Below are 25,714 nucleotides of genomic sequence, written 5' to 3'. Positions count from 1 at the left end.
TTACATTTTTGTTTTTAGAATAAAAGGGTCAAAATCAACCATAAAGGAAGTATTGATATTTATCATTACCGTTTTTTTGTTAGCGCTCACAACGTATACAGCGTTGTACCAAAATAATTCTGAAGTTTTAGGGTCTTGTAATCTATAGATCGCTTTAAAAATATCATAGTTTCCCGCCTTGCTATATTTAGCCGTTTGTTTGTCTACATTGTATTGATTGACGTCTGCCGTATTCCTAATTTGAGAACTAAGCATTATCTTTGCGTCTTTGCGATTAAAAGGAGTGTATGGCATGGTATTGACCATTCCCAATGCACGTGTTTTTTCATCGAAAAATAGATGAATTGTACCTTCTAAATCCTGTAAGGATTCTATACGAATTTGTTCTCTATTATATTCTTCCTTAGTGCCAAGACTATCTATTATTCTTAAATATTCTGTCGAGGAAAATTTTTCAAATTCGTTTGGAAAATAAACATTGACACCGTTGTCTTCGAGAAAATAATAGTTTCCAGGATAGTCAAGAGTATTTTGGATTGTGGTCCAATCTACAATTTCAGAAGTGACTGTTAAGCAAGAAGAAAGTGTTGTTAATACCATTAGTAGTATAACAATGCGAATGGAGTATAAATGATAGATTCGTTTATTTTTCACGTTCTAATCGTTCTTTTTCAATTGCTTCTGCCAATCTTTTCTCCACAATAGGGATAATACTTGTTTTACGCGGATTTTGCTTTACAAAGGGATACAATTCTAAATCATCTTTCATGATATCATTTTCATTGGGATGTTTGTTAGTTCCCAATAATACGATTTCACCTTGATCAAAATGTTGCTGTTGTTTATCTGCAGCTTCTTTTATTTTATTCTGAATCACCCCTTTAACAAGACTTTTTATAAAGCCGCCATTTTTTTCGATTTCTTTAAATAATACCAAGGCTTTTTCGGCTAATTCATTGGTTAAATTTTCAATATAATAAGCCCCGTCTGAAGGATTTGACACCACATCAAAATAACTTTCTTCTTTAAGAATTAAAAGTTGATTGCGTGCAATACGCGCACCAAATTCATTGTCTTTATGGTATAAGGAATCATAATTTAAATTAGAAACTGTATCAGCTCCCCCTAGAATAGCACTCATGCATTCAGTCGTTGTTCGTAACATATTTATATTATAATCGTAAATAGTTTTGTTTCGTTTCCCCGGAGTGGAAATTATATGGCATTTAATATCTAGATGGTATTCTTTTACTACGGAATTAAAAACCAAACGCAATGCGCGAAGTTTTGCAATTTCGAAAAAATAGTTACTTCCCGTTGCCATTTTTAGAATAACCGTGTCTTTTTCTGAAAGCGTATCTTGTAATTGATGAAGGTATTCGTGGGCATGACTAATAGTGTATGCAATTTCTTGAATGATATTACACCCAGCATTATGATATAATCGTGCATCTACAGAAACTGAAGAAGCTTCGTTTTTTACAGAAACAATTCTCCTAAGATCCTCCATATCTTTTTTAGAATCCTGAAACCAATTACCATCCTTTGCCAATTGATGAATGGGATCTACTTGTATAAAGAAACTTAAGCCAATTTCTGAACAGTGCTTTTGTAGTTTCTTTGTAAAATCGGGATCTAGAAACTGTAAATTAAAATATAAAAGATGTTTTTCTTTATCAAAACCTTTGAGAACAGTGGCTATTTTAAAGATCGAAGTTGCTGTTAATATAATAGCTTCCGCACCTCTATTAAATGCATCCAATAAGAGTTTATTTGTTATTTTTTCATTGTCGATAAAAAATTCTTGTCCTACATTCCATGTACTTGGATGATTAAATGCGGGAGCATTTGGCCCAATAGTATCTTGATGATAAAACGGATTGATATGAATGCCTTCTAGACTAGTACTTACCAAAGCATCATTATAATCTGCCCCTTTAAGGTCTGCTTGTATTTGTTGTTTCCAGCCTTTAGCCGAAGTAGGAGAGAAGTCTTGAAACAGCTTGTTTTTCATTTGTTTGTTTATTTTTAAAAGTACCTAAAGTTGTTTTTTTGACTACTGAATACTGTCTTCATTTTCAATTATAAAAATATCTTCATTTTGTTTTTTGAGAAAATATTTCTGACGCGCGAATTGTTCCATTTCAGTGCTGTCTTTCATTTTTTCCATAAAAGCTTTGTCTTTTGCAATTTCATTTTTATAGAATGCTTCGTTTTGTTCTAAGGCCTCAATATCGTCATTCAATTCTTTGTGAAAAAACCAATTATTAGCATCAAAGAAAAACATCCACGCCAAAAACAGGAGTAAAATAAGGACATACTTATTCCCAAGCCATCGCAACCACTTATTTTGTTTTAATATTCTATTTGCCATTTTTTAAAGTATCAGCAATGATGGTTCGTATTAAATCTACTGCCACTGTATTATACCGATTTGTAGGTATAATAATATCTGCAAATTCTTTTGTAGGCTCTATAAATTGCAGTTGCATAGGTTTTAGAGTGGTTTGATATCTATTTAAAACCTCTTCAAGATCACGTCCTCTCTCTGTAATATCTCTTTTCAATCTGCGGATTAAACGCTCATCACTATCAGCGTGAACATAGACTTTTACATCAAGTAGTTCTCTAATTATTGGATTTGTGAGGATTAAAATTCCTTCTACAATGATAACCCTTTTAGGATGTGTTGATACCGTTTCTTTAGTACGGTTGTGTTGGACAAAAGAATACACTGGCTGTTCAAAAGAGTTGCCTTTTCTTAGCATTTCTAGGTGTTTAATCAGCAAATCAAAATCTATGGAATTGGGATGGTCAAAGTTTATGGCCACGCGCTGCTCATAGGTTAAATGGCTTGTGTCTTTATAATAACTGTCTTGTGATATCATACAAACTTCATCAATAGGAAGTTGCTCAATAATTTGATTAACAACGGTAGTTTTTCCACTACCCGTTCCACCTGCGATACCTATGATTAGCATAAAAGACAAAGTTTTTGTAAAAATAGGGTTTTCATCGAAATTATGAATTTATGGGGGTATTACTTTTCAACAGCAGCTACCTCTTTTACAGTGACCATTTCTTTCTGCGTATTTCCCCAAGTGTTCATAGTATAATTCATTACGTCTGCAATTTCTTCATCAGATAATCCCATAGGTGCCATTACATTATCATATTTTTCCCCAATTACTTCAATGGGACCTTTGAGACCATATTTTACGGCGTGGATACTTTCTGTTCTTTTGTCTGTGAGCCAATCTGAACCTGCAAGTGGAGGATAACTGCGCCCAACCCCATTACCTTTAGGACGGTGGCATTGCGCACAAAACTCTCTATACACAATACTTCCGCGCTCTATACTTTGCTCCAAAGGTGTTTGTGTTATTTCTTTTTGAGCTCCTATGTCAACTGTTTTTGATTCCTTTTTAGAAGTTGAACTGTTGCAAGACATTATAGAGAGTGCTGCGATTATTAGGATGTATTTCATTTTTAAATGTTTTCGATTTTTGATAGGTGATTTATTTGATGTCTATACCTAAACGGCATTGACCACTTTTAACAAGTAAATAATTTGAAATTTAATATTGATACTATTTAATATTTTCTTTTACATTTTGGGATTTTTAGTTGGGTATCACCTTAAAAATACCATCCCCTTCAACCGCGATATAAATATAGCCATCGGGTCCTTGTTTTACGTTTCGCACCCTGCCAATATCTTCTGCTATTTTATCTCTGCTGGTTACTTTTTCACCATCGAGGGTGAGCATTTCTATGTAGTTAAATTTGAGCGAGCCTACTAAAAGATTTCCTTTCCATTCTGGATACACATCTCCTGTTACAAAAGTCATCCCGCAAGGGGCAATGGAGGGAACCCAATAATAAATGGGTTGTTCCATTCCTTGTTCTTTAGTTTTGTCTGTAAATTTTGTTCCGCTATAGTTTATGCCGTAGCTAATTATTGGCCAGCCGTAATTTGCTCCTTTTTTGATAATATTTACTTCGTCACCTCCTTTTGGGCCGTGTTCGTGAATCCAAATTTTACCTGTTGTTGGATGGATGTCCATTCCTTGCGGATTTCGGTTTCCGTAGGTATAAATTCCTTTTTTAGCGCCTTCTTCATTTACAAATGGGTTGTCCTTTGGGATGGTTCCGTCGTCGTTGAGCCTGTAAATTTTTCCGCCGTCCCTTTTAATATCTTGAGGATTTACATCACGGTTTCCGCGCTCACCAATTGAAAAATATAAATAGCCTTCCTTATCAAACACAATTCGAGAACCAAAATGCTGGCCTTTAGTTGTATTTGGAGTTGCTTTGTATAAAACCGCTATGTTAGTAAGTGCATCGCCATCTAGTTTGCAACGAATAAGTTGTGTATTACCACCATCGCCACTGCCATTTTTAGAAGCGTGCGTTATATAAATCCAACCATTTGTAGCATAGTCTGGATGTAGTTCGATATCTAATAATCCACCTTGTCCTCGGTTATAAACTTCTGGCACATTTTTAACTTTGGTTTTCACCCCATTCTTAAAATGAATGAGCGTCCCACTTTTTTCAGTAATGAGCATGGCGCCGTCTGGTAGCCAAGTCATTCCCCAAGGGTTGTCTAAATTATCAACAACTTTATTCGTTTTGTAGCTTTTTTTAGTTTGCGTATTTATCGCAATATCATTTTTCTTTTTAGGCGACGAACAGGAAATAAACAATAGAGAAAAGAAAATAAGTAAAGAGGTTTTGAGCATAGCTATTGTGTTTCTTCTAAAGATATAAAATATCCACAATTAAAAAAAGCCCCACTGTATAAGAAAGGGCTAATTTTTAAGAGGTTTCTCTGAAACTATTTGTTGGTAATGTTTTGGGTAACTTAATTTTTTTTTAAAAGGCAAATCCGAATCCTATTTGAATTTGAGCGCCTTCATCTGAAACAAAATAACCTGCGTTTAATGCTAAAGAGTTTAGCGTGCTAACCCATAAACCACCCCCAAACGAATTGTGCCATTGCTCAGAATCTTCATTTTCAGCCCAAACTCTTCCGTAGTCAAAACCCCCATAGGTACCGATGGTTATTGGGAGAGCCGCAGTAACGATTCTTGCAACTCTTAGTTTTAAATCACTACTTTGATAGAAATATGTTTCTCCAGCAAACCTTTCATTTCTGAACCCTCGTAAGCCATTAGTACCGCCAATAGATGGTGCATGATAGAAGTAATAGTCACTACCATAATCCCCAAAGTTCGTTTTAACTTCGGCAGTTGTAGAAAGCACTAAGTTTCCTGACGGGATTAATTTTTCTTGCCATCCTATTTTAGCAGATGCATATGCAAAGCTATTTGTGCTTTCGGCTATATTAGCTTTTGCTCCAACGGTTACTCCTAAATAACGAGCTTTTGTTGGGAAATCCTGTGCATTTTGATTTTTATACTCAAACATGGCCTGTGCGCCTGCATAATTTTGACTTTCGAAAACTTCAGAATTTACATTGACAGGTATAAATAAACGGGTAGCGTCTTCCTCTACTCTAAAAGATTCAAACAAGCCGTCAACTCTTAAATACTTTCCTACAAAACCTACATTTGCTTTTATTTGTTGCATCCTTGCACGGTTAAATTCAAGTTCAGTGGCGTCTTGATCGTACATGGTTTCGTTGCCAAACCCAAAGAAGTTGTTCGCAAAACTATCGTTGGTAAAATAACCGCCTATTTCTAGATTAACTTTTGGAAATAAATTAGCAAAAGTTCCTTTATACTCTAATTCTACCGCTTGAAAATCAAAGAAATAACTCGCTGCAATTTGATGTTGGTATCTAAACGGGTTTCCATTAAAGCCATAGTTTGTATAGATATTTGAAGCTCCTAAATACCCCCCGTCATCTCTTCTAAAGCCTACTATTGGTAGAAGAATATTATTGTTTTCTTTAAAATAGCGCCAGTGAAAAGTATTGGTTTCATATTTATTAGTAAATTGATGTGCGGGTGTTTTTCCTATAAAATCTGTATCCTCATGTTTCCAATCGTACACTTTAATGTTAGTGCTGTTCTTGATATTAAAGTCATCTTTCCCATAGCCTCCAACAAGTCTAATTTTACTTCCTCCACCTTTTCCATCGACGATAAATTCGTCATCATCTTCAAGTCCATATATCCAGATTTCTTTTGTTTCTGAAGCAACAAAAACCCTGTCAAAAAACACTTTGTTATCTTGATTTTTTAAATTTCTTTCGATAATCACTTGAGTTTTTCCATCGCCAAGACGTGTGATTTTAATTATATCGTCTTTGTTTGTTGCGTGAACCGCAACGGTGTGGTTAAGATATTTTCCGTATGATTCAGCAATCTTATCAATGTTTGAAAGTCTTCCTTTTAATTTTTTCTTAATATCATCGCTTGCTTCGTCTTGGACTTCTGTTGGAAGATTTTTGAAGGCTTCATCAATTTCCGCAGCGCTCAAATTTTCCTGGATGTATTGTGCTTCCTTAATCCAAGCTTCGGTTCCAAATTTATTTATTAATCTGCGATCTAAGTTATTTCCTTCGCCATTAAACCATTTTACGTCAGGAATTTCTTCATCATAAGATTGCCAATAGCGTGTGTCTGGCAAAAAAAGTTTTATAATAGGTATCACAATACCATCAAATTTAGAGAAAGCTCCATCTCTATCTCTTGGGATAGGTAAAAAACGAATGTCTTCTTCTGAAATTTCATATTGTGCCCATCTCCATTGGTCTTCGTGACGATCCCAATCACCAATAAGCATATCAAAAATACGTGCCCTAATGAAAGCACGCTGGTCTATGCTATATTTTTCATCTTCTTTTAGTTTTTCAAAAACATCTGTACTGCTTTCAAACTGTGCTATTTTTCCACTCCCTGGATTCATCCTGTTATAGCCTTCATATTCTTTTTGTGCATCGTTAGGGCGCTCTTCTATAAAATATAGTTGATCCCCATATTCATCACCTAAAATCTCAAATCCAGGTTGCTTTGGTAAATAAAATAATTTGGTTCCCCCGTGATTTAAGGAAGCTTCTTTTGCTAACGGATTTATAACAAGTTGTATATAAGGATGGGTAGTCGTAAAGAAGTCATAAACGGCAGTTTCTGCAAGGGTGTTTTTATATTCTTCTTCTGTATAAGTGATGCCTGGAACTTTAAACTTTAAAAATTTCAGCGCATTTTTTTCCAAGCCTCGCATCGCATATTCTTTGCCGTCTTTACTCGCTAAACGTGCTGAAAAGGATTGGTGCCCACCACCTTTTTTAATGATTTTAAGGCCTTTATAAAGGTTGTTTAAATCTGCTATGGGAGCGGTTACTGGAACCCCAAAATAACTGCGGTATCTTTTTCCCCATAAAAAGTTATAGAAGCCAGATTTATTTAGCTTGCTTTCATCTGTAACTACAGGTACTTTCTTAGTTCCCCTTTCAGTAGTGGGAGCAAAACCTTTTGTCTTAGGGGCGAACTTAGATGTTAAGTTAAATGTCTTTTCTTCTTCACTTGTAACAAAGGTTACCTGAGACCTGCCATCTTCAAAGTAATTGATTACTGCAAATCCCGCCGCTCCGTGGGTATATTTACCTTCGTATTTTAGAGTTCCACCTAAAGCATTTATATTGTCACTCTTCATTTTAGTGCGTGCAGCACCACCTAAAGAACCACTAATAATTTGATATACATCTCCACTTTGTAAATACTGTAAACTTTTTTCGTGACCCGATACAATGGTTACTCTGTCTAACTCTTGTACAAAAGCACTTACATTGATGCGTAAATCTTGATACCGGTCAAAGAAAACTTTCTTGGGTGAAGCCCCGCCCATATAACTCATTCCAAACATTCCGTTTGTGAAAATTGGATGGTGCATAACAATTACTAAATTTTTCCCCCGGGAATCTTTAATAAAACTTTCCAGTTCAGTAGTGAACATTCTACGTGTGCTGATATCGGTACATTTTCTGTTGATATCATCTACGCGATCCCAATTCGCGATGTACCATTGTGAATCAACATACAATATGTTTAGATCTTCATTAATTTCATCAAATTCAAGTGGACATACGTTATTAGGGACAACTTTAATTCTTTTTATATTTCGCTCTTTTATATAATTTTCAACCCATTCTATTTGTTTTGAATCAAAACTTCTCCATTCGTTATCTCCAGGGACAAAACGCGTTTTTCCTTTAAAATCTTTGACCAGATTTAACTGCTGTGCAATTAAATCTATATTTCTTTTAGTGTCTTCATAATCGCAAGAGATATAATCTCCCGCAAAGAATAACGTACTGTTTTTATTTGCTGCATTCAAATATGACGTGAGCTTGGATTTAATTTCACCGTTTTCAGATAGTTCATCATTACCAATTCCACCAGCAACGAAAAAGGTGTGAAGTGGTTTTTCGTTTATAATGGAAACATCGTTTACGGTATTTGATTTTTGCGATTTAAATGTTGCACAAGCAGAAAGTATTAAAAGTGCAACTACAGCTCCAATTTTTGAAACCGAAGTAGAAAAGTATTTTAATTGCATACAAAGGTTTTTAGTTGAAAATAAACCATAATAGATTATAAAAGTATAGGAAGCCACTCAAACAACGAAATTGTTTGGGAGTTCTTTCAAGTAAAAGAATTTAAACTGAAACCGCAATAAAAATCGAAAAAAAAAAGATGTTTCTATTGCAAAAACATCTTTTCATTTATAATTGTCGGGGCGACAAGATTTGAACTTGCGACCACACGACCCCCAGCCGTGTACGCTAACCGGACTGCGCCACGCCCCGATATAGTTAGCAAAACTGAAATACATGTCAGTTATTATATTTTTATTAATCCGTACAAACCGTGGTACAGTTCATCCTGAGATGACCAACCCAAGGAGGTCAAGTCTAAGGGACACGCCCCGATATCGTTAACTTTGTTGATCCATATAAAAGAATTTTCTTTTATTGAATGGTCACCAAAAGTATAAAAAACCAACAATACAATTTCAGTTTAAAGCATTAACTTTTGTGTAAAATGTGAAAAGTGCGGAGATAATTCTTATTGCTATTAAGAATGCTAAACATCTTAAATTTTACATAGTTTTGGGATTTAAAATTTGTTTTTTTTTTTGGAATTTGTTTTCTGACATCGCTTTATGAATTTAACCATAATAACCAATACCTTTCAATTATGAAGAAACTACTTATTATCTTGGGTACATTATTTCTTTTGGCAAGCTGTAATAGTGCAAAGCGAAATCAACGAGTATTGGCAAAGGGCGATTATGAAAAAGCGATAGCACTTGCCGTAAAAAAGTTGCATCGCGATAATACATCAGGAAAGAATGATGTTAGAATAGAACTATTAGAAGATGCTTTTAAGAAGTATGCGAATGAAAGTACCCGTCGCATTGGATTGTTAAAAAAGCAACAATCGACAAAAGCTGCAAAAGAAGTGTATTACACCTATCAAAATATCGAAGAAGTTCAGGATCAAATACGTCCATTGCTCCCATTATTCAATACAAGAACTGGAAAAGAAGCCAAGTTTAAAATAGTAAATTATAATAGTGATATTAGTGCAGCACGTCTCGTCCTTATGGAGGCATTGGTCGGAGAAGCTCAGAATTATGAGAATAGGGGAACTTTAGAAGATTTTAGAACGGCGTATTATATTTATTGCGAGTTAGAAGAATTAGCTCCAAACTATAATGGAATACAACAAATAAAAGAGAATGCCCGTTTCTACGGAACGGATTATGTGCACGTTACTTTAAATAATGGTACAGGTCAAATAATTCCACTTAGACTGGAACGAGAGCTACTTGATTTTAATACCTACGGACTGGATGATTTTTGGACGCAATATCATTCTCAAAGAGCTAGTGATATTGATTATAATCTTGGAATAAACTTAAATTTTGAAGAAATAGCCATTAGACCAGAGCGTATTAGTGAAGTTACAGAGCAGCGATCTAATGTAATAAATGACGGCTGGGAATATGTGAGTGATCGCAAAGGAAATATCCTAAAAGATAGCCTAGGAAATAATCTTAAGAGGGATGTATTTATAACTGTAGTTGCTAGTATAACCTATACCACACAAGAAAAAACTACTTTTGTAGGCGGTAATGTTTTGTATCGCGATTTAATAACAAGCCGAGATATGGATCGCTTTCCGTTAACAAGCGAATTTATTTTTGAAAATACCTTCGCAAGATATCGAGGAGATGAGAGAGCACTTACTGACGAAGACTTGAGATTTTTGAATAATAACTTTATACCTTTTCCTTCTAATGAACAAATGGTTTTTGATGCAGGAGAAGATGTAAAACTTCGTTTGAAAGATATTTTAAGCAATAATAATTTGAGGTAAAAAGAGCCCAATAAAGTCTTTTTTTTTACACAAAATTCTTCAGCTCACTAGCATCAATACTATGATGCGAAGCATTTGCCACTGCCGTTCCATTTTTAAGTACTATTAATTGAGGACTTTGGTGCATTACTTGAAATTTATGACCAATTTCGTCAGATATGTCGCGATAGGATAGTAAGTCTAAGTAGTATATTTTCAATTGGTTAACAGGGATTTCATAGCTGCTTTCAAAATTTCGCAATACCATTCTGCTAATACCACATCGGGTAGAATGTTTAAAGATTGCTACTGGGATTGTTTTAGATTCTTCGACTATCTCATCTAGTTGTTTTAAATCAGTAAGAGGGTTCCACGGTATTTGTTTTTCTTCGACGTGTTCTGTTTTTTTTCTACTAAATAATCCCATAGCCCGTTATTTTTTTCGCAAAACTAAATATTTTATCCTTTCTTTTCTATAAAAAAAAGGATAAAATATTTTAAATAAAAAAGATCAAGGTGAATAAAATCGACACTTGGTCTTCTGCTAAAAGAGCATAGCATAAATAAATCCCCTTGTTTTCTAACATAGAAATTCGGTTTTACAATTTTTGTAGTTCTCTAATATTATTTTTTAAGACGTCAATTTCTTGTTGACGCTCTTGTATTGTTTTAATTGCTATTACGCCGAATTAGTGGATGGATCTGTTTTGGTATAAAGTACATTATCGCTAGCGACGGCTTACACGAATCTTGAAACAATATACAGGGATTACTCCAGTGCAATTTATACTTGAAGTTAGATGACAAAAAGCATATCAACTATTACAAAAAAATATTTTCACCTTTTCTGAAGTTAGCTATGATACAGGTATTACCACATCTCCCTATTTCAACAAGAAATTTAAAGAACGCTCTTGGGTTAGCTCTTCTCAATTATTGTCCCTAGGATGATTTGGTCTTTTAAAAAAAGAAAAACTACGCGAACTTTAAAAAAAGCATCTGAAGAATATTTACAGTATTTTTTTTAACATCTTAAAGGAATAGGTTGGTAGGACATTTTTACCCAGAGTTGTTTTGATTTTAGAATATTAGCAAATTAATTTTTTAAAATAAATTGGCTGTTCCAAACAAAAAAATTAAGTTAAACTATGAAGCATGAAAAAAATCACAAAATTTTTAATTATAGCTTTTTTGACCAGTGTATCTTGTGATATGAATGCTCAAAACGGCCGCGATAACTGTTCCTCTGCAATTATAATAACTAAGGGGATGATATTACAAACAACTATAGCCCAGACTAATGGAGTTAATAGAAATGATTCTGCTTGGTTTATATCCGCCGCCACGGCCGCCGGAACGATTAATGTGAACTCTTGTTTTGGAGGTGAAGACACAACTTTGTTTATTTGGAACGATTGTGCAGATGATTCAGCAGTAGCATATAACGATGATTTTTGTTTAACAGCACCAAGAGGCGCTTATTGTGCATCAGAAATTCCAGAATTTGAAGTGCTTGCAGGCGAAGAGTATTTTATCCAATGGAACAATAGATGAAGTTCAGCACCCTTTGATTGGAGTATTACACTTTCCCCAAGGCCAGCTTGCCCGAGTCCTAATAACTTTGTTGCCACAACTATTTTAATTACATCAGTAGATTTAACTTGGGACGCTCTACCAGAGGCTACGGATGGATTTACATTACGTGTTTTTTCAGGTGGTGCTGGTCCATTGGTGGATACTTCTATTTTTACAGAAGATCTTCCCGCTGGCGCGCTAGCCGCTACCTTTACGGACTTGACACCAGACGCTCCTTATAGTGTCTATTTAAATTCTAATTGTTCAGGTGACTTAGTATCTGAATTAGCTACACTTAATTTAGAACACTTCCCCCAATTCCAGCTTGTCCATTTGTAGAGAATTTTGTCGCTTCAAATATCGCTATAACATCCGCAGATTTTACTTGGGACAATTTGCCAGAAGCAACAGAAGGATACACCCTAAATATATATATAGATTAGGAGTTTTTACTCCTAATTACACAGAATTTATTCCAGCGGACAGCGAATTGATCGCAACAGCTAAAGGCCGAACAAATAATACAGGTTACGACTGCTTATTAATATCTAATTGCACTGGAGAGATCGTAAATAGCGGAACTTACGAAACTTTTAGAACGCTTACGGCAATTCCTGAAAACGATGCCTGTATAGATGCTATGGATGTTAGGTGCGGCAGTGTCATCGATGCAACTACCAGAGGAGCTACAGAAACAAAACAAGAAATGGATCTATGTGCGTTAATGCTAGGTCAAGCTGGCATATGGTATACTTTTGAAAACACACTGTTCGTGGGTTCTGAAATCGTATTTTCATTATGTACAAGCACTAATATCTATTTTGATTCACAAATTACAGTGTACGCTGGTTCTTGCGATGGAATGGAATGCATAGCCAGTAATAATGACTCTTGTGATATACTATCTGAAATTTCAATCACTACAGATGAAACTGAACGTTATTATATATATGTATTTGGATCTGAACATAGTCAAGGAGAATTTGAATTAACCCTTACTTGTAATTCTCCCCAACCATTAACCTGCGATCCAACGGCAAACGCTACCGTGTCAAATGAAACTGATACAACCGCAGATATGACTTGGGATGAAGTACCTACAGCATTTGACGGATATAAAACGTATATCGTATTACACGGAGAAGATCCACTTGTGGATTCAATACTTTTTGAATCTGCGGTATTACCACAAACAACAACTTCAATGACTGCAACAGGTTTGAGTTCTGAGGTTACTTATGATGCTTATATAGTTTCAATTTGTGATGTTGAAAATGAAATGTTTCAGTTTAGCGAGCCTTTAACATTCAACACAATATTGGGTAATTCTACTTTTGAAATCGAACCTTTCGCTATGTTCCCTAATCCAGCTTATGGTTTAATAACAATGAAATCAAATGTTTCTATTGACTCTTTGGAAATTTATAATCTTTTGGGTCAAGTTGTATTGCAACAAACACCTAATGTTACTAAATTTTCATTCGATATTTCTGACTTATAAGCCGGAGCTTACTTTGTGAAAGCAAAAGCTAATGGAGTAACTTCAACACAAAAGCAAACTAAAAGATAATACATTTTATCTGTTAAAGAATGTAAGCTGCTTCCTTATGGAGCGGCTTTTTTATGTCAAAATGTCTTGTAAAACATAGGCTTAGCAGGACATTTTGTCTTTTCACCATCTTGGCTTATCTTTTGAAATTCACCTTTAAAAAGAATAAAAGTTCAGAAATAAGCACTAAAAACACATCAAATGAATTTTAATAATTATACGATAAAAAGCCAAGAGGCAATGCAGCAATCACAACAACTTGCTCAAGGTTTTGGACATCAGCAAATAGAGAATGAACACATATTAAAAGCCATTTTTGAAGTGGATGAGAATGTAACTCCTTTTCTATTAAAAAAATTGAATGTGAATGTTGATCTGTTGAAACAAATTTTAGACAAACAGCTCGATAGTTTTCCAAAAGTTTCAGGTGTAGATATTATGCTTTCGAGAACCGCTGGGAAAGCTGTAAATGAAGCGAGTATTATTGCTAAGAAAATGAATGATGAATATGTTTCCATCGAGCATTTGTTGTTGGCGATATTTAATTCAAAAAGTAACATCGCCCAAACTTTAAAAGATCAGGGTGTTACTGAAAAAGGCTTAAAAGCTGCCATAGAAGAATTGCGAAAAGGAGATCGGGTAACCTCGCAAAGTGCAGAGGAGACCTACAATGCTTTAAATAAATATGCCCGTAACCTCAATCAGTTAGCACAAGATGGAAAGTTGGATCCAGTAATTGGTCGCGATGAAGAAATTAGAAGAATCCTTCAGATCTTAACACGCCGTACTAAGAACAACCCCATGTTAGTAGGAGAGCCAGGTACTGGTAAAACTGCTATTGCAGAAGGATTAGCCCATAGAATTGTAGATGGGGATGTCCCCGAAAATTTGAAATCGAAAGTGGTATACTCCTTGGATATGGGGGCACTTATTGCGGGTGCAAAATTTAAAGGTGAATTTGAAGAAAGGTTAAAAGCGGTTATCAAAGAAGTAACTTCTAGCGACGGCGATATAGTGTTGTTTATTGATGAAATTCATACCTTAGTGGGTGCTGGAGGTGGTCAAGGGGCAATGGATGCGGCTAATATTTTAAAGCCTGCGCTGGCTCGTGGAGAGCTTCGTGCAATAGGAGCTACAACACTGGATGAATACCAAAAATATTTTGAGAAAGACAAGGCTTTAGAGCGTCGTTTTCAAAGAGTGCAGGTGAATGAACCTGATACCGAGAGTGCTATCTCAATCCTACGTGGAATTAAAGAAAAGTACGAAGCACACCACAAAGTACGTATCAAAGATGAAGCAATTATTGCTGCCGTAGAATTGTCGCAACGTTATATTACCAATCGTTTTTTGCCAGATAAGGCCATTGATTTAATGGACGAGGCTGCGAGTAAAATGAGAATGGAAATTAATAGCAAGCCAGAGGAATTGGATGTTCTAGACCGAAAGGTAATGCAGTTAGAAATTGAGATCGAAGCCATAAAACGTGAAAAAGATGAAACAAGACTAAAAAGTCTTCGAAGCGATTTAGCAAACCTTAAAGAAGAAAGAAACGAACTCAATGCAAAGTGGAAAAGTGAGAAAGAAGTAGTAGAAAACGTTCAGAAGTATAAAACTGAAATTGAAAATTACAAACTAGAGGCTGAAAGGGCAGAACGAGAAGGAGATTTTGGGAAAGTAGCAGAAATTCGCTACGGAAAAATTAAAGAAGCACAAGAAAAACTTTCAGAATTAGAAACAGAACTTGCTGAAAATCAAAGTGAAAATTCGCTTATAAAAGAAGAAGTTACTTATGAAGATATCGCTGAGATTGTAGCAAAATGGACAGGGATTCCTGTAACAAAAATGCTCCAAAGCGATCGCGAAAAACTACTCAAATTAGAGAAAGAATTACATAAACGTGTCGTTGGACAAGAAGAGGCAATTATTGCAGTGAGTGATGCAATTAGAAGAAGTAGGGCGGGATTGCAAGATCAAAAAAAGCCAATAGGTAGTTTCCTCTTCCTAGGGACTACTGGGGTTGGTAAAACCGAACTAGCGAAGGCATTGGCTGAATATTTATTTGATGATGAAACTGCGATGACACGCATAGATATGAGTGAGTACCAAGAACGTCATAGTGTAAGTCGCTTGGTGGGTGCTCCTCCTGGCTATGTTGGGTACGATGAAGGAGGACAGTTAACTGAAGCTGTGAGAAGAAAGCCATACTCTGTAGTGTTGTTGGATGAGGTTGAAAAAGCGCATCCTGATACCTTCAATATTTTATTACAAGTGTTGGACGAAGGAAGATTGACAGATAACAAAGGTCGCGTTGCAGATTTTAAAAACACTATAATTATTATGACAAGTAATATGGGTAGTGAAATTATTCAGCAGAAATTTGAAAGCGTTAAAGATCCTGAAACTGCGATGGAAGGTGCTAAAATAGAAGTGCTCGGACTTTTAAAACAAACAGTACGTCCAGAGTTTTTAAACAGGATTGACGACATTATTATGTTTACACCACTTTCAAAAGAGGATATTCACAAAATTGTAGGTCTTCAATTAAAGGGACTAACCAAAATGTTAGCAAAGCAAGGCATTACTATGGATGCTACAAATGAAGCGATAGGATATTTAGCTGAAAAAGGGTACGATCCACAATATGGAGCAAGACCTGTTAAAAGAGTCATTCAAAAAGAAGTATTGAATGCGCTTTCAAAAGAAATACTAGCAGGCAAGGTAACCACAGATAGCATAATTTTACTAGACAGCTTTGATGGAACATTGGTTTTTAGAAATCAAAGTGATTTAGTGACGCAATAAGATAGGTTGGATTGCCCAGATTTAAAATATAATATTTTAAATCAATAATCCGTTTCATAATTGGTTGGTTTTAGGTTGCCGCTTGGATTTAAAAATTCCAAGCGGCTTTTTCGAAGAGATTAAATTAGTATGTAACAAAAGTACTCAGTTGTGCGTCATATATATGTAAACCATTAAAAAACAATCATTATGAAAACGAAAGACACAAGTTTAGATCAAGTAAAAGTACAACCACAACGCAATACAGTTTTAGCCGTTTATATGTTCAGTATTATGACACTAGTTTTATCCTACGCAGCATATTTGGCTCAAGTACATTTAGCTTAAAGGGCTTTTTATGTTTTGTAGTAATCTATTCTACAGCAATCCCAGCTTCCTTAATAGCTTTAAAACCACCTGCGACATCAATTCCATTATGAATTCCACGGCTTTTTAAAATGGAGTTCGCAATGACACTGCGATACCCTCCGGCACAATGAATATAAAAAGGCTTGTCTGACGGAAACTCGTTTAAATATTGATTAATAAATTCCAAAGAAGTATGGGTGGCAGAAGGAATGTGCTCATTTTCAAATTCACTATCTTTTCGAACATCAAAAACGGGAGATGCGTTTTTTAATTCGGTTTTTAATGTTTCAGCTGAAACAGAATGCATCGTATCAATTTCTCTACCCGATGTTTTCCAAGCTTCCATTCCGCCATCTAAAAATGCGAGGACATTATCAAAGCCTACACGAGATAAACGAGTAATTGTTTCTTCTTCTCTTCCTTCTGGAGCTACTATAAGTAATGGTTGTTTTGTGTCTTTTACAAGTGCACCAACCCAAGGGGCAAACCCGCCGTCGATACCAATAAAAATAGAACAAGGAACATGTCCTTCAAAAAAATCTTGTTGGGCACGAACATCCAGTACTATGGCGCCTGTTGAATTTGCAATTTCTTCAAATTTTTGTGGAGTCACCAAGGAAGCTTTTTCAATTAAAGAAGCTAAGCTATCATATCCTTCTTTATTCATTTTTACATTCAGCGGGAAATAAGCCGGTGGAGGCATAAGCCCTTCAGTTACCTCTTGAATAAATTCGGCCTTGGTCATATCTTTTCGCAATGCATAATTTATCTTTTTTTGGTTTCCGAGAGTATCAATTGTTTCCTTCATCATGTTTTTTCCGCAGGCAGAACCGGCACCATGGGCAGGATATACAATCACATCGCCATTAAGAGGCATAATTTTATTACGGAGACTATCAAACAACATCCCTGCTAAATCCTCTTGTGTTATTTCGTTTGATTTTTGGGCAAGATCTGGTCTTCCTACATCTCCAAGAAAAAGCGTGTCTCCCGTAAAAATAGCGTGATCTTTTCCGTTTTCATCTTTTAGCAAATAGGTAGTGCTTTCCAAGGTATGTCCTGGAGTATGAAGTGCTTTTATAGTAAGTTTCCCAACTTTAAATTCTTCATTATCTTTTGCTATGTAAGCATCAAAAGTTGGGTTTGCCGTAGGTCCATAAATAATGGGTGCTCCTGTGGCTTCAGATAAAGAGACGTGGCCACTCACAAAATCTGCATGAAAATGAGTTTCAAAGACATACTTGATAGTAGCGTTGTCTCTTTCTGCTCTTTCTAAATAGGGCTTTGTTTCTCGTAAAGGATCAATTACTGCAACTTCGCCGTCACTTTCAATATAATATGCACCTTGTGAGAGACATCCGGTATATAACTGTTCAATATGCATAGCTTATGTTTTTGAGATAGTAAAGATACTAATTGTGGTGTTTGTGATTTAACATATTGGGAATCGTTTTTCTTAAATTTTTGATAAGATTTTGAAGGCATTAGTATACCATCAGAAAATTGAATATTTTGCAAAACGAAATTTTATATCCAGACTAATGAAATATATTTTACTATCAATGATTTTTGCAGTTATATCTTCTTGTAGCTCCTCTAAAAAAACAACGAATGCAAAGGAAGGAACGGCTGAAACGTATGCTGAAACAATTACATCTGCAGAACTAAAAGAAATGCTCTACATCTATGCAGGAGATGAAATGCGAGGCAGAATGACAGGAAGTGAAGGTCAAAAAATGGCAGTTAATTACATAAAAGATTTTTACGTAAAGCAAGGAATTCCTTCTCCATTAGGAGGAAGTGATTATTTCCAAGAGATTCCGGCAAGTTATTTTGACAGTCAAAAGGAACCAGCAGATTCTGAAAACGTGGTAGCTTTTATTGAAGGAAGCGAGTTTCCTGAAGAAATCATTGTGATTTCTGCACACCTAGATCACGTTGGTGTTGATGATGAAGGCAATGTGTTTAATGGAGCAGATGACGATGGTAGTGGTACTGTGGCAATGTTAGAAATGGCTGAAGCTTTTCAAAAAGCAGTTAAAGAAGGAAAAGGACCAAGACGGTCTATTTTATTTTTACATGTTACAGGAGAAGAAATAGGGTTGTACGGTTCAAGGTACTATACAGAGAATCCATTATTCCCATTGGCAAATACGGTAACTAATTTAAATATTGATATGATTGGACGTATCGACCCAAATAAAGAGGACACACCTGATTATGTGTACTTAATTGGAAGCGATAAGCTAAGTCAGGAATTGCATGATGTATCTGAGGAGGTTGCGAAAAAGCACTCAGATTTAGAATTGGATTATACTTTTAACCATGAAAATGATCCTAACCGTTTTTATTACCGCAGTGATCATTATAATTTTGCAAAAAACAATATCCCTGTCATATTCTATTTTAATGGAACACATGCAGATTATCATAAAATATCAGATACGCCAGATAAGATCGAATACGATTTAATGACAAAGAGAACCAAACTAATTTTCCACACAACATGGGAAATCGCTAATAGAGATGGTAGAATTGTTGCAGATAAATTGTAAGTAAAAAAAATATTTTTAAAAAATAACCCCTTGTAAACTAATACTTTGTAAGGTTTTTTTTATGCTGAAATTTGATTGATTTGTAACTTGTAATAAGTTCATTTATAAATTGAATTTTTTGACTAATTTTAGAAGTCATAATATCAATTATAAAATCATGAAAATTAATCTTGCAATTTGGATGCTGTTTTTCGGAACATTTTCTGTTTTTTCTCAAGACTTAAACGAATATTTTAGTCCGTTAAAATATAGAAATATTGGTCCTTTTAGAGGAGGGCGTTCTGTTGCTGCAATGGGAGTTGTCGATGATCCGCTCACCTATTATATGGGAACTACTGGTGGAGGCTTATGGAAGACTGAAGACGCAGGAGCGCACTGGTCAAATATAAGTGATGGTTTTTTTGAAACAGGATCTGTGGGTGCTGTGGCAGTATCACAATCAAACTCAAATATTGTGTATTGTGGCATGGGAGAACACGCCATTAGAGGTGTTATGTCCACATATGGCGATGGCGTATACAAATCTACTGATGCAGGAAAAACCTGGCAACACACCGGATTAAAAGAAACCGAACAGATTTCAAGAATTATAATCCACCCTACCAATCCAGATATTATTTATGTGGCTGCTCAAGGAAAATATACTTCCGCAACGAGTGAGCGAGGCGTCTATAAATCTATAGATGGCGGTAAAAGTTGGAAAAAAACTCTTTTTGTAAATAACCTCACAGGAGCCGCAGAGCTTTCTATGGATGTTAAGAATCCGCAAGTATTATATGCAGCCATGTGGGAACATCAACGTGCTCCTTGGAAAATAATTAGTGGTGGAGTAGGGAGCGGTCTATATAAATCTATTGATGCTGGCGAAACATGGAATAGGATGGAAAAAGGGCTGCCAAAGGAAATGGGAAAAATGGCCATCGCCGTGTCTCAAAGTAATAGTGACAAAGTATATGCGCTTATAGAAAGTGATACCTACACAGACCAAAGCGGCTTGTATGTTTCAAATAATGCAGGGAAAAGTTGGGATCAAGTTAGCGGCGATAACCGTTTAACCCAAAGGGCTTGGTACTATATAGAACTTTTTATAGATCCTAATGATGAAGACACGGTGTATGTTTTAAGCGCAAAAGCATTTCGTTCTAAAGATGGTGGAAAATCTTGGGGCCGAATTACAGGAACTCATGGAGATTTCCATGATTTATGGATTCATCCTAATAACTCAAATAATATGGTAATTGCAAATGACGGTGGAGCAGCCATTTCCTATAATAAAGGAAAATCCTGGTCTTCTCAAGACATTATGCCTACCGCACAATTTTATCGTATAAATACAGATGATCTCGAACCTTATAATATTTATGGTGGGCAACAGGATAATACTTCTGTTAAGATAAAAAGTGTTAGCGAAGGCAGCAGTAACATATCATTGCGCGATTGGGGATATGCTGCGGGAGGTGAAAGTGCCTTTTTAGCTTTCGACAAGAATGATCCAAAATTAGTAGTAGGTGGAAGCTATTTGGGTACCATAGAAGTATTGAATATGGACAACAAGAGCAGTACACAAATTATGGCTTCTCCAGAACAATATTTAGGACGTGAAGCTCGAAATATGAAATATTTATACAACTGGAACGCACCTATTGTATGGTCAAAACACGAGCCTCAAACTATTTTTCACGCGGCTCAATTGGTTTTGAAATCTACAGATTTAGGGAGGACATGGACGGTTTTTTCCCCAGATTTAACTAGGGATATTGATGAAAAACAAGGCAATGGAGGGGGGCCATATACCAACGAAGCCGTTGGTGCCGAAAGTTATGGAACGATAAGCTATTTAGTAGAATCTGAGTATGAAAAAGGTGTTTTCTATACAGGAAGCGATGATGGCTTTGTTCATATTACAAAAGACAATGGAGCTACTTGGCAAAATATCACTCCTAAAAATCTAGGAGAGACCTTAGTTAATGCTATTGAAATCTCTCCGCATTACCCAGCAACCGTATACATAGCGACCACTAAATATAAATTAGGAGATTACACCCCAGCGCTTTATAAAAGCACAAACTACGGAAAAAGTTGGATGGCTATTTCAAACGGGATACCAAACGGGTCTTACACTAGAGTTGTTAGAGAAGATGAAAACCAAAAAGGATTGCTTTATGCGGGTACGGAAAAAGGCATCTATATTTCTTATAATGACGGGAAAAACTGGGAGTCTTTTAATTTAAACCTACCCAATACTCCAATAACTGATTTAAAAATCAAAGACAATGATTTAGTAGTTGCAACTTCTGGAAGGTCTTTTTGGATATTGGATAACTTAGGACTCTTATCTCAGTATCAGCAAAACCAGAAAAATTTAAAACTGTATGCGCCAGAAACTACTAATAATGGATCTTGGGGAAGTCCATTTAATGGTAATAGTGAGGACTTTGATGGCACACAAGATTTTGTTGGTGTGAATCCAGCCAACGGAGTTGAACTTTATTATTATGTACCAAATATTGAGAAAGAGTCTGAAATTAGATTAAAAATTGAAGATAGCAACGGTAGATTAATACGCGAGTTCACTTCGATTAAAGACGAAAATTATATCTCGCATAATGGCGGAGGAGCCCCTCCCAAGCCAACACTTTCTAAAAAGAAAGGATTGAATAGATTCCATTGGGACATGACGCACAAGATAGTTCCGGGAGTTCCAAATGTTTATATCGAAGCAGGGTTTAACGGTCACAGGGTTATTCCTGGTACGTATACATACACTATTTCTGTAAATGATGAAATAAGTACTGCCAAGGGAATTATAGCGCCCAATAAAAAGTTAGAGATTACTAATGCAGATTATAAAGAGTTTGATTCATTTATGACCGAAGTTGAAAAAAATGCTGCTGAAATGCATAACAAGGTAAATATGCTAAAAAGTGTCCAAGATGAACTTGATGAAATTATCAAAAAATTAAAGAAAAATAATCAAGATCAACCGTTGATTTCTCAAGGGGAAAAACTTATTAAAGAATTAAAAGGCTGGGATGAAAAAATGGTACAAAGAAGATCGCAAGCTTATGATGATGTAGAAAACTTTGTCAACAAATTCACAGCAGAATATTTATTTTTAATGAATCAAACCAATAGTAGTTTACCGCGAGTAAACAAATCCAACAAGTTAAGAAAAAAAGAATTGGACGCGCAATGGCTAATTTTGCAGGAAACAGTCAATTCCTTAATAAATATTAAAATACCAGCCTATAACAAAAGACTTTGGGAGGCTGGTCTTGGGGCAATTAAACTTTAGTTTCTTAAGTAGCGTTTACTCTCATAGTTTATATTCTTTCCAAAACGGTATAAACGAAAAAAGAGTCTTCAAATAAATGAAGACTCTTTAAGGGTGGAAGACCGGGTTCGAACCGGCGACCTCTGGTACCACAAACCAGCGCTCTAACCAACTGAGCTACAACCACCATGTAGCGCTCTTTTTACAGAGTTAGCAATATCGCTTTTGCAATGAATACATCAGCGGATGCAAATATAATTTAATTAGCACCGTCGCGCAATAAGAAAATGCATTTTTTTAACGTCTTATTTGTCATCCTGAGCTTGTCGAAGGATAATCTAGAACACTTCGACAGGCTGAGTGTGACAAGGGCTTATTAAATCAATAAATTATTTTAAATCAAAAAGTGAAGAAACAACAGGATAACGTTCTACGGTAAAACCTTCTCCTGCTTCAGTACCTATTAACCTACCTAGATTGTAATTGCGATAGGCAATACTATCAGTCGCATTTTTAGAAGAAATAGGGGTCATTGGTTCTTCGCTACTAGCATCAAAAAACTGACTTTTATAAGCAAAAACAGCTTCCATTTTCTGTTCCATAAACCCTGAAACGTCTACGACGAAATCCGGTTCTAAATCTTTCCATTGTATATAATGGTATACGTGCTTTGGACGCCATTGATGTTGGTGATTCCCCTCGTGAATGGTTTCAATTTTTCGGAGACCACTCAGAAAACAGGCATCACTTGCTAAATTACTTCCTTTGGGATGATCAATATGCCTGTCGTCAAACGCATTACACAATACAACCTCAGGGCGGTATTTGCGAATTATTTTAATGATTTCTAGTTGAGAAGCAGCATTGTTTACAAAAAAACCATCGGCAAATCCTAGGTTGTGGCGCATATGTACCCCCAATATTTTCCCGGCATCGGCAGCTTCTTTATCTCTAATTTCAGCACTGCCACGAGTACCTAATTCGCCACGGGTTAAATCTAGGATACCTACTTTTTTTCCTGCTGCTATTTCTTTTGCCAAAGTAGCGCCACTACTCATTTCTACGTCGTCAGGGTGTGCGCCAATTGCTAATATATCTAGTTTCATGTAGAGTAATTATTATTTTTAACGTTTCAAAAACAAACGTTAAGAAGGTTTTAATGCAGGTGAAATTAAGAAATATTATTTTTAATTATAAACAAAAAAAATAATTTATGAAAAACTTACAACGCACTTCTTACAACAGGAATTTATTTCGTGACCATAAACGTAGATAATTTAATAAAAACAAAGCAATTAATTATAAAATAAAAATCATGAAAAATTTAATTTACATATCAATTTTAGTTAGCTTATTAAGTTACTCAAATGAAGATGATAGTCAAACGGTTGGAGAACTCGGCTCTATATTTTTTATAGCATTTTCACCAGCATCCCTTGATAATAGTATACCAAACGATGTTGCAGAAATTTCAAACAAATTAGTAAAATTAGAAAATGGGCAACTTGAAAATCCCATTAGTTGGGGAAAATTAGGAATTAGCGAAGGACTTTCTGAACTCTATCCAGAAACAGTTTATGGAGTTAAATGCTCAGAAAATACTACTTGTTTTGGAGATTGTACTAATTTAGAGTTTTATCGATCACTAGAAGAATCCCCTTTAGAAAGTGAAACCATAGAAAAAGAATTATATTACTTAATTAAACAAGTAAATAATACCGTAGACACATTGCGTATTAATGTTGTACAAACAAATCAACCATTTACAGTAGATTTTACAGTAGATTTAAACGGTGAAGAAATTGATAAAATATTTTATGAAGTAGATGGACTAGTATATGATGAATTTTATGTAAAAGTACTTAAATAGTGTTTTAAAGTTTGCCTTTATAAAAACAGTATTATTTTTTTTAATACTGTTTTTTTTACGCTCCTTTAAACCCACGTTCGAAATCTGCAATCAAATCTTCCGTTTCTTCAATCCCAACGGAGAATCGTAACAATCCATCTGCAATGCCTTGTTCTTTTCTTGCTTCTGGACTAAGTAAAGCGTGTGAAGTATGCGTAGGAGAGAGGATGGTGCTTTCAACGCCGGCAAGGCTCATAGATTGCTTGATAAGTTTTAACGATTTCATAAATGTTGAAGGGTTTAGTCCTGCTTTTAATTCAAAAGATAGCATTCCTGTATAACCGCTCATTTGCTTTTTTGCAAGTGCGTAATCGGGATGACTTTTTAAACCTGGATAATATACTGTATCAACGGCTTCGTGTTTATCAAGGTATTTTGCCAACTTCTTTGCATTTTTATTCTGAGCTTTAACGCGTAGCGCCATGGTTTTGATGCTTCGTTCTAAAAGCCAAACGGTATAATCACTCAAACTACCTCCAAGGTTTTTTGAGACATTCCAAATCACATCCATATATTCTTTTGAAGCTGCCACTGCTCCTGCACAAATATCACTGTGTCCACCCATATATTTGGTTGCGCTGTGTATGATAATGTCAATGCCAAAATCAGCCGGAGTTTGATTTACTGGCGAGGCAAACGTATTATCAATCATAGAGATCAAGCCGTGCTTTTTTGCAAGCCGCGCAATCATTTCAAGATCGGTTATTTTCATTAATGGATTGCTTGGTGTTTCCACCCAAATTACTTTGGTGTTTGGTTGAATGGCATTGCTAAAATCGGTTTCAGAAAAACCAGTAGCAAAGGTGTATTCAATGCCGAATTTCCCAAATTCTTCCACCACAAAATTATAGGTACCACCATACAAGGTTTGTGGCAATACGATGTGATCTCCTTTATGTAAAAACCCAAGCATACAATGGCTTACAGCGGCCATTCCGCTACTAAAAATCATTCCTGCCTCACTTTTTTCTAGCGCTGCTATTTTCTTTCCAAGTGCCTCTTGGTTTGGGGTATTAAAATATCGAGGATATCGTTTTACGTCCACATCTTCATATTGATAGGAACTGGACATAAACAATGGTGAAACAGCTCCTTGAAATTGTGTGTCTTCCACTTCGCCCACGTGGGTGCAAATGGTATTTAGGCCTAGTTTTTTTTCTTTCATAGATTTTTTATTTTCTTTTGCAGAATACCTTTGTTTTTAAATGTAAATTTAGCAAACATCCTATCCCAGCCTTTCCTTTAAAGGAAAGGCGCTAAAAGTCTCCATTTAAGTAGAAATTTAGAGGGGTATTAGAGCGTTTTTTTATTGCGTATTCATCCAAAAATTCAAAGCCCTAAGGTATTAAATCCTAGTTAGGTTTG

At 35.6% G+C, this 25,714-nt stretch carries 19 protein-coding genes, 2 tRNA genes and 1 pseudogene; 9 read left to right on the top strand and 13 right to left on the bottom strand.

Annotated features, from left to right (window positions below; translation table 11 throughout):
- The 8 genes from ABXT67_RS16260 to ABXT67_RS16225 all read right to left on the bottom strand — a co-directional run bounded on the left by ABXT67_RS16260 (nt 1) and on the right by ABXT67_RS16225 (nt 8,779).
- The gene (locus tag ABXT67_RS16260; RefSeq protein WP_415375076.1) at nt 1–654 is read right to left on the bottom strand and encodes a hypothetical protein; all 654 of its coding nucleotides are present in this window, start codon (nt 652–654) and stop codon (nt 1–3) included.
- The gene (locus ABXT67_RS16255) at nt 644–2,014 is read right to left on the bottom strand and encodes a methylmalonyl-CoA mutase subunit beta (RefSeq protein ID WP_415375075.1); all 1,371 of its coding nucleotides are present in this window, start codon (nt 2,012–2,014) and stop codon (nt 644–646) included. The genes ABXT67_RS16260 and ABXT67_RS16255 overlap by 11 nt, the downstream gene beginning before the upstream one ends.
- Nucleotides 2,015–2,056: 42 nt before the next feature.
- Nucleotides 2,057–2,374, bottom strand: a complete 318-nt coding sequence (locus tag ABXT67_RS16250; protein WP_415375074.1) for an FtsB family cell division protein — start codon at nt 2,372–2,374, stop codon at nt 2,057–2,059.
- Nucleotides 2,364–2,981 carry a uridine kinase gene (gene udk, locus ABXT67_RS16245; protein ID WP_415375073.1) on the bottom strand — a complete coding sequence of 206 codons (618 nt, stop codon included), beginning with the start codon at nt 2,979–2,981 and terminating at the stop codon, nt 2,364–2,366. Before udk ends, ABXT67_RS16250 begins: the two co-directional genes overlap by 11 nt.
- A gap of 59 nt (nt 2,982–3,040) precedes the next feature.
- Nucleotides 3,041–3,487, bottom strand: a complete 447-nt coding sequence (locus ABXT67_RS16240) for a c-type cytochrome (protein ID WP_415375072.1) — start codon at nt 3,485–3,487, stop codon at nt 3,041–3,043.
- Nucleotides 3,488–3,623: 136 nt separating this feature from the next.
- Nucleotides 3,624–4,745 (bottom strand): PQQ-dependent sugar dehydrogenase, encoded by a 1,122-nt coding sequence (locus tag ABXT67_RS16235; RefSeq protein WP_415375071.1) that lies wholly within the window; start codon nt 4,743–4,745, stop codon nt 3,624–3,626.
- 133 nt (nt 4,746–4,878) lie between these two features.
- On the bottom strand, nt 4,879–8,529 hold the full coding sequence (locus tag ABXT67_RS16230; protein WP_415375070.1) for a ShlB/FhaC/HecB family hemolysin secretion/activation protein: 3,651 nt from the start codon (nt 8,527–8,529) through the stop codon (nt 4,879–4,881).
- A gap of 175 nt (nt 8,530–8,704) precedes the next feature.
- Nucleotides 8,705–8,779 (bottom strand) — tRNA-Pro (locus ABXT67_RS16225).
- A gap of 391 nt (nt 8,780–9,170) precedes the next feature.
- Here ABXT67_RS16225 and ABXT67_RS16220 point away from each other — a divergent pair.
- Nucleotides 9,171–10,355, top strand: coding sequence for a hypothetical protein (locus ABXT67_RS16220; protein WP_415375069.1), 1,185 nt, complete (start codon nt 9,171–9,173; stop codon nt 10,353–10,355).
- A 25-nt stretch (nt 10,356–10,380) separates the two neighbouring features.
- Here the strand turns inward: ABXT67_RS16220 and ytxJ are convergent, their stop codons facing one another.
- Entirely contained in the window at nt 10,381–10,761 is a 381-nt protein-coding gene (ytxJ, locus tag ABXT67_RS16215) for a bacillithiol system redox-active protein YtxJ (protein WP_415375068.1), read from the bottom strand.
- Nucleotides 10,762–11,489: 728 nt separating this feature from the next.
- On the opposite strand from ytxJ, the gene ABXT67_RS16210 reads away from it, so the two are divergent.
- The 4 genes from ABXT67_RS16210 (at nt 11,490) to ABXT67_RS16195 (ending at nt 16,590) form a co-directional block, all read left to right on the top strand.
- Nucleotides 11,490–11,888 (top strand): hypothetical protein, encoded by a 399-nt coding sequence (locus tag ABXT67_RS16210; protein ID WP_415375067.1) that lies wholly within the window; start codon nt 11,490–11,492, stop codon nt 11,886–11,888.
- Nucleotides 11,889–12,294: 406 nt separating this feature from the next.
- Nucleotides 12,295–13,410 carry a T9SS type A sorting domain-containing protein gene (locus tag ABXT67_RS16205; RefSeq protein WP_415375066.1) on the top strand — a complete coding sequence of 372 codons (1,116 nt, stop codon included), beginning with the start codon at nt 12,295–12,297 and terminating at the stop codon, nt 13,408–13,410.
- 249 nt (nt 13,411–13,659) lie between these two features.
- The gene (clpB, locus tag ABXT67_RS16200; protein WP_415375065.1) at nt 13,660–16,263 is read left to right on the top strand and encodes an ATP-dependent chaperone ClpB; all 2,604 of its coding nucleotides are present in this window, start codon (nt 13,660–13,662) and stop codon (nt 16,261–16,263) included.
- Nucleotides 16,264–16,452: 189 nt separating this feature from the next.
- Nucleotides 16,453–16,590, top strand: a complete 138-nt coding sequence (locus tag ABXT67_RS16195; protein ID WP_415375064.1) for a hypothetical protein — start codon at nt 16,453–16,455, stop codon at nt 16,588–16,590.
- A gap of 25 nt (nt 16,591–16,615) precedes the next feature.
- On the opposite strand, the gene ABXT67_RS16190 is transcribed toward ABXT67_RS16195, so the two are convergent.
- Entirely contained in the window at nt 16,616–17,995 is a 1,380-nt protein-coding gene (locus ABXT67_RS16190; protein WP_415375063.1) for an MBL fold metallo-hydrolase, read from the bottom strand.
- Nucleotides 17,996–18,152: 157 nt separating this feature from the next.
- Here ABXT67_RS16190 and ABXT67_RS16185 point away from each other — a divergent pair, with 157 nt between their 5' ends.
- On the top strand, nt 18,153–19,166 hold the full coding sequence (locus ABXT67_RS16185; RefSeq protein WP_415375062.1) for a M28 family metallopeptidase: 1,014 nt from the start codon (nt 18,153–18,155) through the stop codon (nt 19,164–19,166).
- A gap of 157 nt (nt 19,167–19,323) precedes the next feature.
- The gene (locus ABXT67_RS16180) at nt 19,324–22,461 is read left to right on the top strand and encodes a VPS10 domain-containing protein (protein ID WP_415375061.1); all 3,138 of its coding nucleotides are present in this window, start codon (nt 19,324–19,326) and stop codon (nt 22,459–22,461) included.
- A 91-nt stretch (nt 22,462–22,552) separates the two neighbouring features.
- Here the strand turns inward: ABXT67_RS16180 and ABXT67_RS16175 are convergent.
- Nucleotides 22,553–22,628 (bottom strand) — tRNA-His (locus ABXT67_RS16175).
- A gap of 201 nt (nt 22,629–22,829) precedes the next feature.
- Complete coding sequence (gene bshB1, locus ABXT67_RS16170) at nt 22,830–23,546, bottom strand: bacillithiol biosynthesis deacetylase BshB1 (protein WP_415375060.1); 717 nt, start codon at nt 23,544–23,546, stop codon at nt 22,830–22,832.
- A 132-nt stretch (nt 23,547–23,678) separates the two neighbouring features.
- On the opposite strand from bshB1, the pseudogene ABXT67_RS16165 reads away from it, so the two are divergent.
- Both ABXT67_RS16165 and ABXT67_RS16160 read left to right on the top strand, forming a co-directional pair.
- Nucleotides 23,679–23,750: pseudogene (locus ABXT67_RS16165) on the top strand (hypothetical protein); the annotation flags it as partial.
- Nucleotides 23,751–23,755: 5 nt separating this feature from the next.
- Entirely contained in the window at nt 23,756–24,310 is a 555-nt protein-coding gene (locus tag ABXT67_RS16160; protein ID WP_415375059.1) for a hypothetical protein, read from the top strand.
- Nucleotides 24,311–24,365: 55 nt separating this feature from the next.
- Here ABXT67_RS16160 and ABXT67_RS16155 read toward each other — a convergent pair whose 3' ends face one another.
- Nucleotides 24,366–25,514: a trans-sulfuration enzyme family protein gene (locus ABXT67_RS16155; RefSeq protein ID WP_415375058.1), complete on the bottom strand. Its 1,149-nt coding sequence runs from the start codon at nt 25,512–25,514 to the stop codon at nt 24,366–24,368.
- Nucleotides 25,515–25,714 lie beyond the last annotated feature (200 nt).

This window comes from Patiriisocius sp. Uisw_017, assembly GCF_047731265.1.
In the GTDB taxonomy this organism is placed as follows: Bacteria; Bacteroidota; Bacteroidia; order Flavobacteriales; family Flavobacteriaceae; genus Patiriisocius.
Note: the sequence above shows the minus strand (reverse complement) of the source record. Positions and strands in the feature narration are given on the sequence as shown.

Excerpts from the sequence above, each read along its gene's own strand:
- ABXT67_RS16255 (WP_415375075.1), bottom strand. The coding sequence starts at position 2,014 with ATGAAAAACAAGCTGTTTCAAGACTTCTCTCCTACTTCGGCTAAAGGC.
- ABXT67_RS16250 (WP_415375074.1), bottom strand. The coding sequence starts at position 2,374 with ATGGCAAATAGAATATTAAAACAAAATAAGTGGTTGCGATGGCTTGGG.
- udk (WP_415375073.1), bottom strand. The coding sequence starts at position 2,981 with ATGCTAATCATAGGTATCGCAGGTGGAACGGGTAGTGGAAAAACTACC.
- ABXT67_RS16240 (WP_415375072.1), bottom strand. The coding sequence starts at position 3,487 with ATGAAATACATCCTAATAATCGCAGCACTCTCTATAATGTCTTGCAAC.
- ABXT67_RS16235 (WP_415375071.1), bottom strand. The coding sequence starts at position 4,745 with ATGCTCAAAACCTCTTTACTTATTTTCTTTTCTCTATTGTTTATTTCC.
- ABXT67_RS16230 (WP_415375070.1), bottom strand. The coding sequence starts at position 8,529 with ATGCAATTAAAATACTTTTCTACTTCGGTTTCAAAAATTGGAGCTGTA.
- ABXT67_RS16220 (WP_415375069.1), top strand. The coding sequence starts at position 9,171 with ATGAAGAAACTACTTATTATCTTGGGTACATTATTTCTTTTGGCAAGC.
- ytxJ (WP_415375068.1), bottom strand. The coding sequence starts at position 10,761 with ATGGGATTATTTAGTAGAAAAAAAACAGAACACGTCGAAGAAAAACAA.
- ABXT67_RS16210 (WP_415375067.1), top strand. The coding sequence starts at position 11,490 with ATGAAAAAAATCACAAAATTTTTAATTATAGCTTTTTTGACCAGTGTA.
- clpB (WP_415375065.1), top strand. The coding sequence starts at position 13,660 with ATGAATTTTAATAATTATACGATAAAAAGCCAAGAGGCAATGCAGCAA.
- ABXT67_RS16195 (WP_415375064.1), top strand. The coding sequence starts at position 16,453 with ATGAAAACGAAAGACACAAGTTTAGATCAAGTAAAAGTACAACCACAA.
- ABXT67_RS16190 (WP_415375063.1), bottom strand. The coding sequence starts at position 17,995 with ATGCATATTGAACAGTTATATACCGGATGTCTCTCACAAGGTGCATAT.
- ABXT67_RS16185 (WP_415375062.1), top strand. The coding sequence starts at position 18,153 with ATGAAATATATTTTACTATCAATGATTTTTGCAGTTATATCTTCTTGT.
- ABXT67_RS16180 (WP_415375061.1), top strand. The coding sequence starts at position 19,324 with ATGAAAATTAATCTTGCAATTTGGATGCTGTTTTTCGGAACATTTTCT.
- bshB1 (WP_415375060.1), bottom strand. The coding sequence starts at position 23,546 with ATGAAACTAGATATATTAGCAATTGGCGCACACCCTGACGACGTAGAA.
- ABXT67_RS16160 (WP_415375059.1), top strand. The coding sequence starts at position 23,756 with ATGAAAAATTTAATTTACATATCAATTTTAGTTAGCTTATTAAGTTAC.
- ABXT67_RS16155 (WP_415375058.1), bottom strand. The coding sequence starts at position 25,514 with ATGAAAGAAAAAAAACTAGGCCTAAATACCATTTGCACCCACGTGGGC.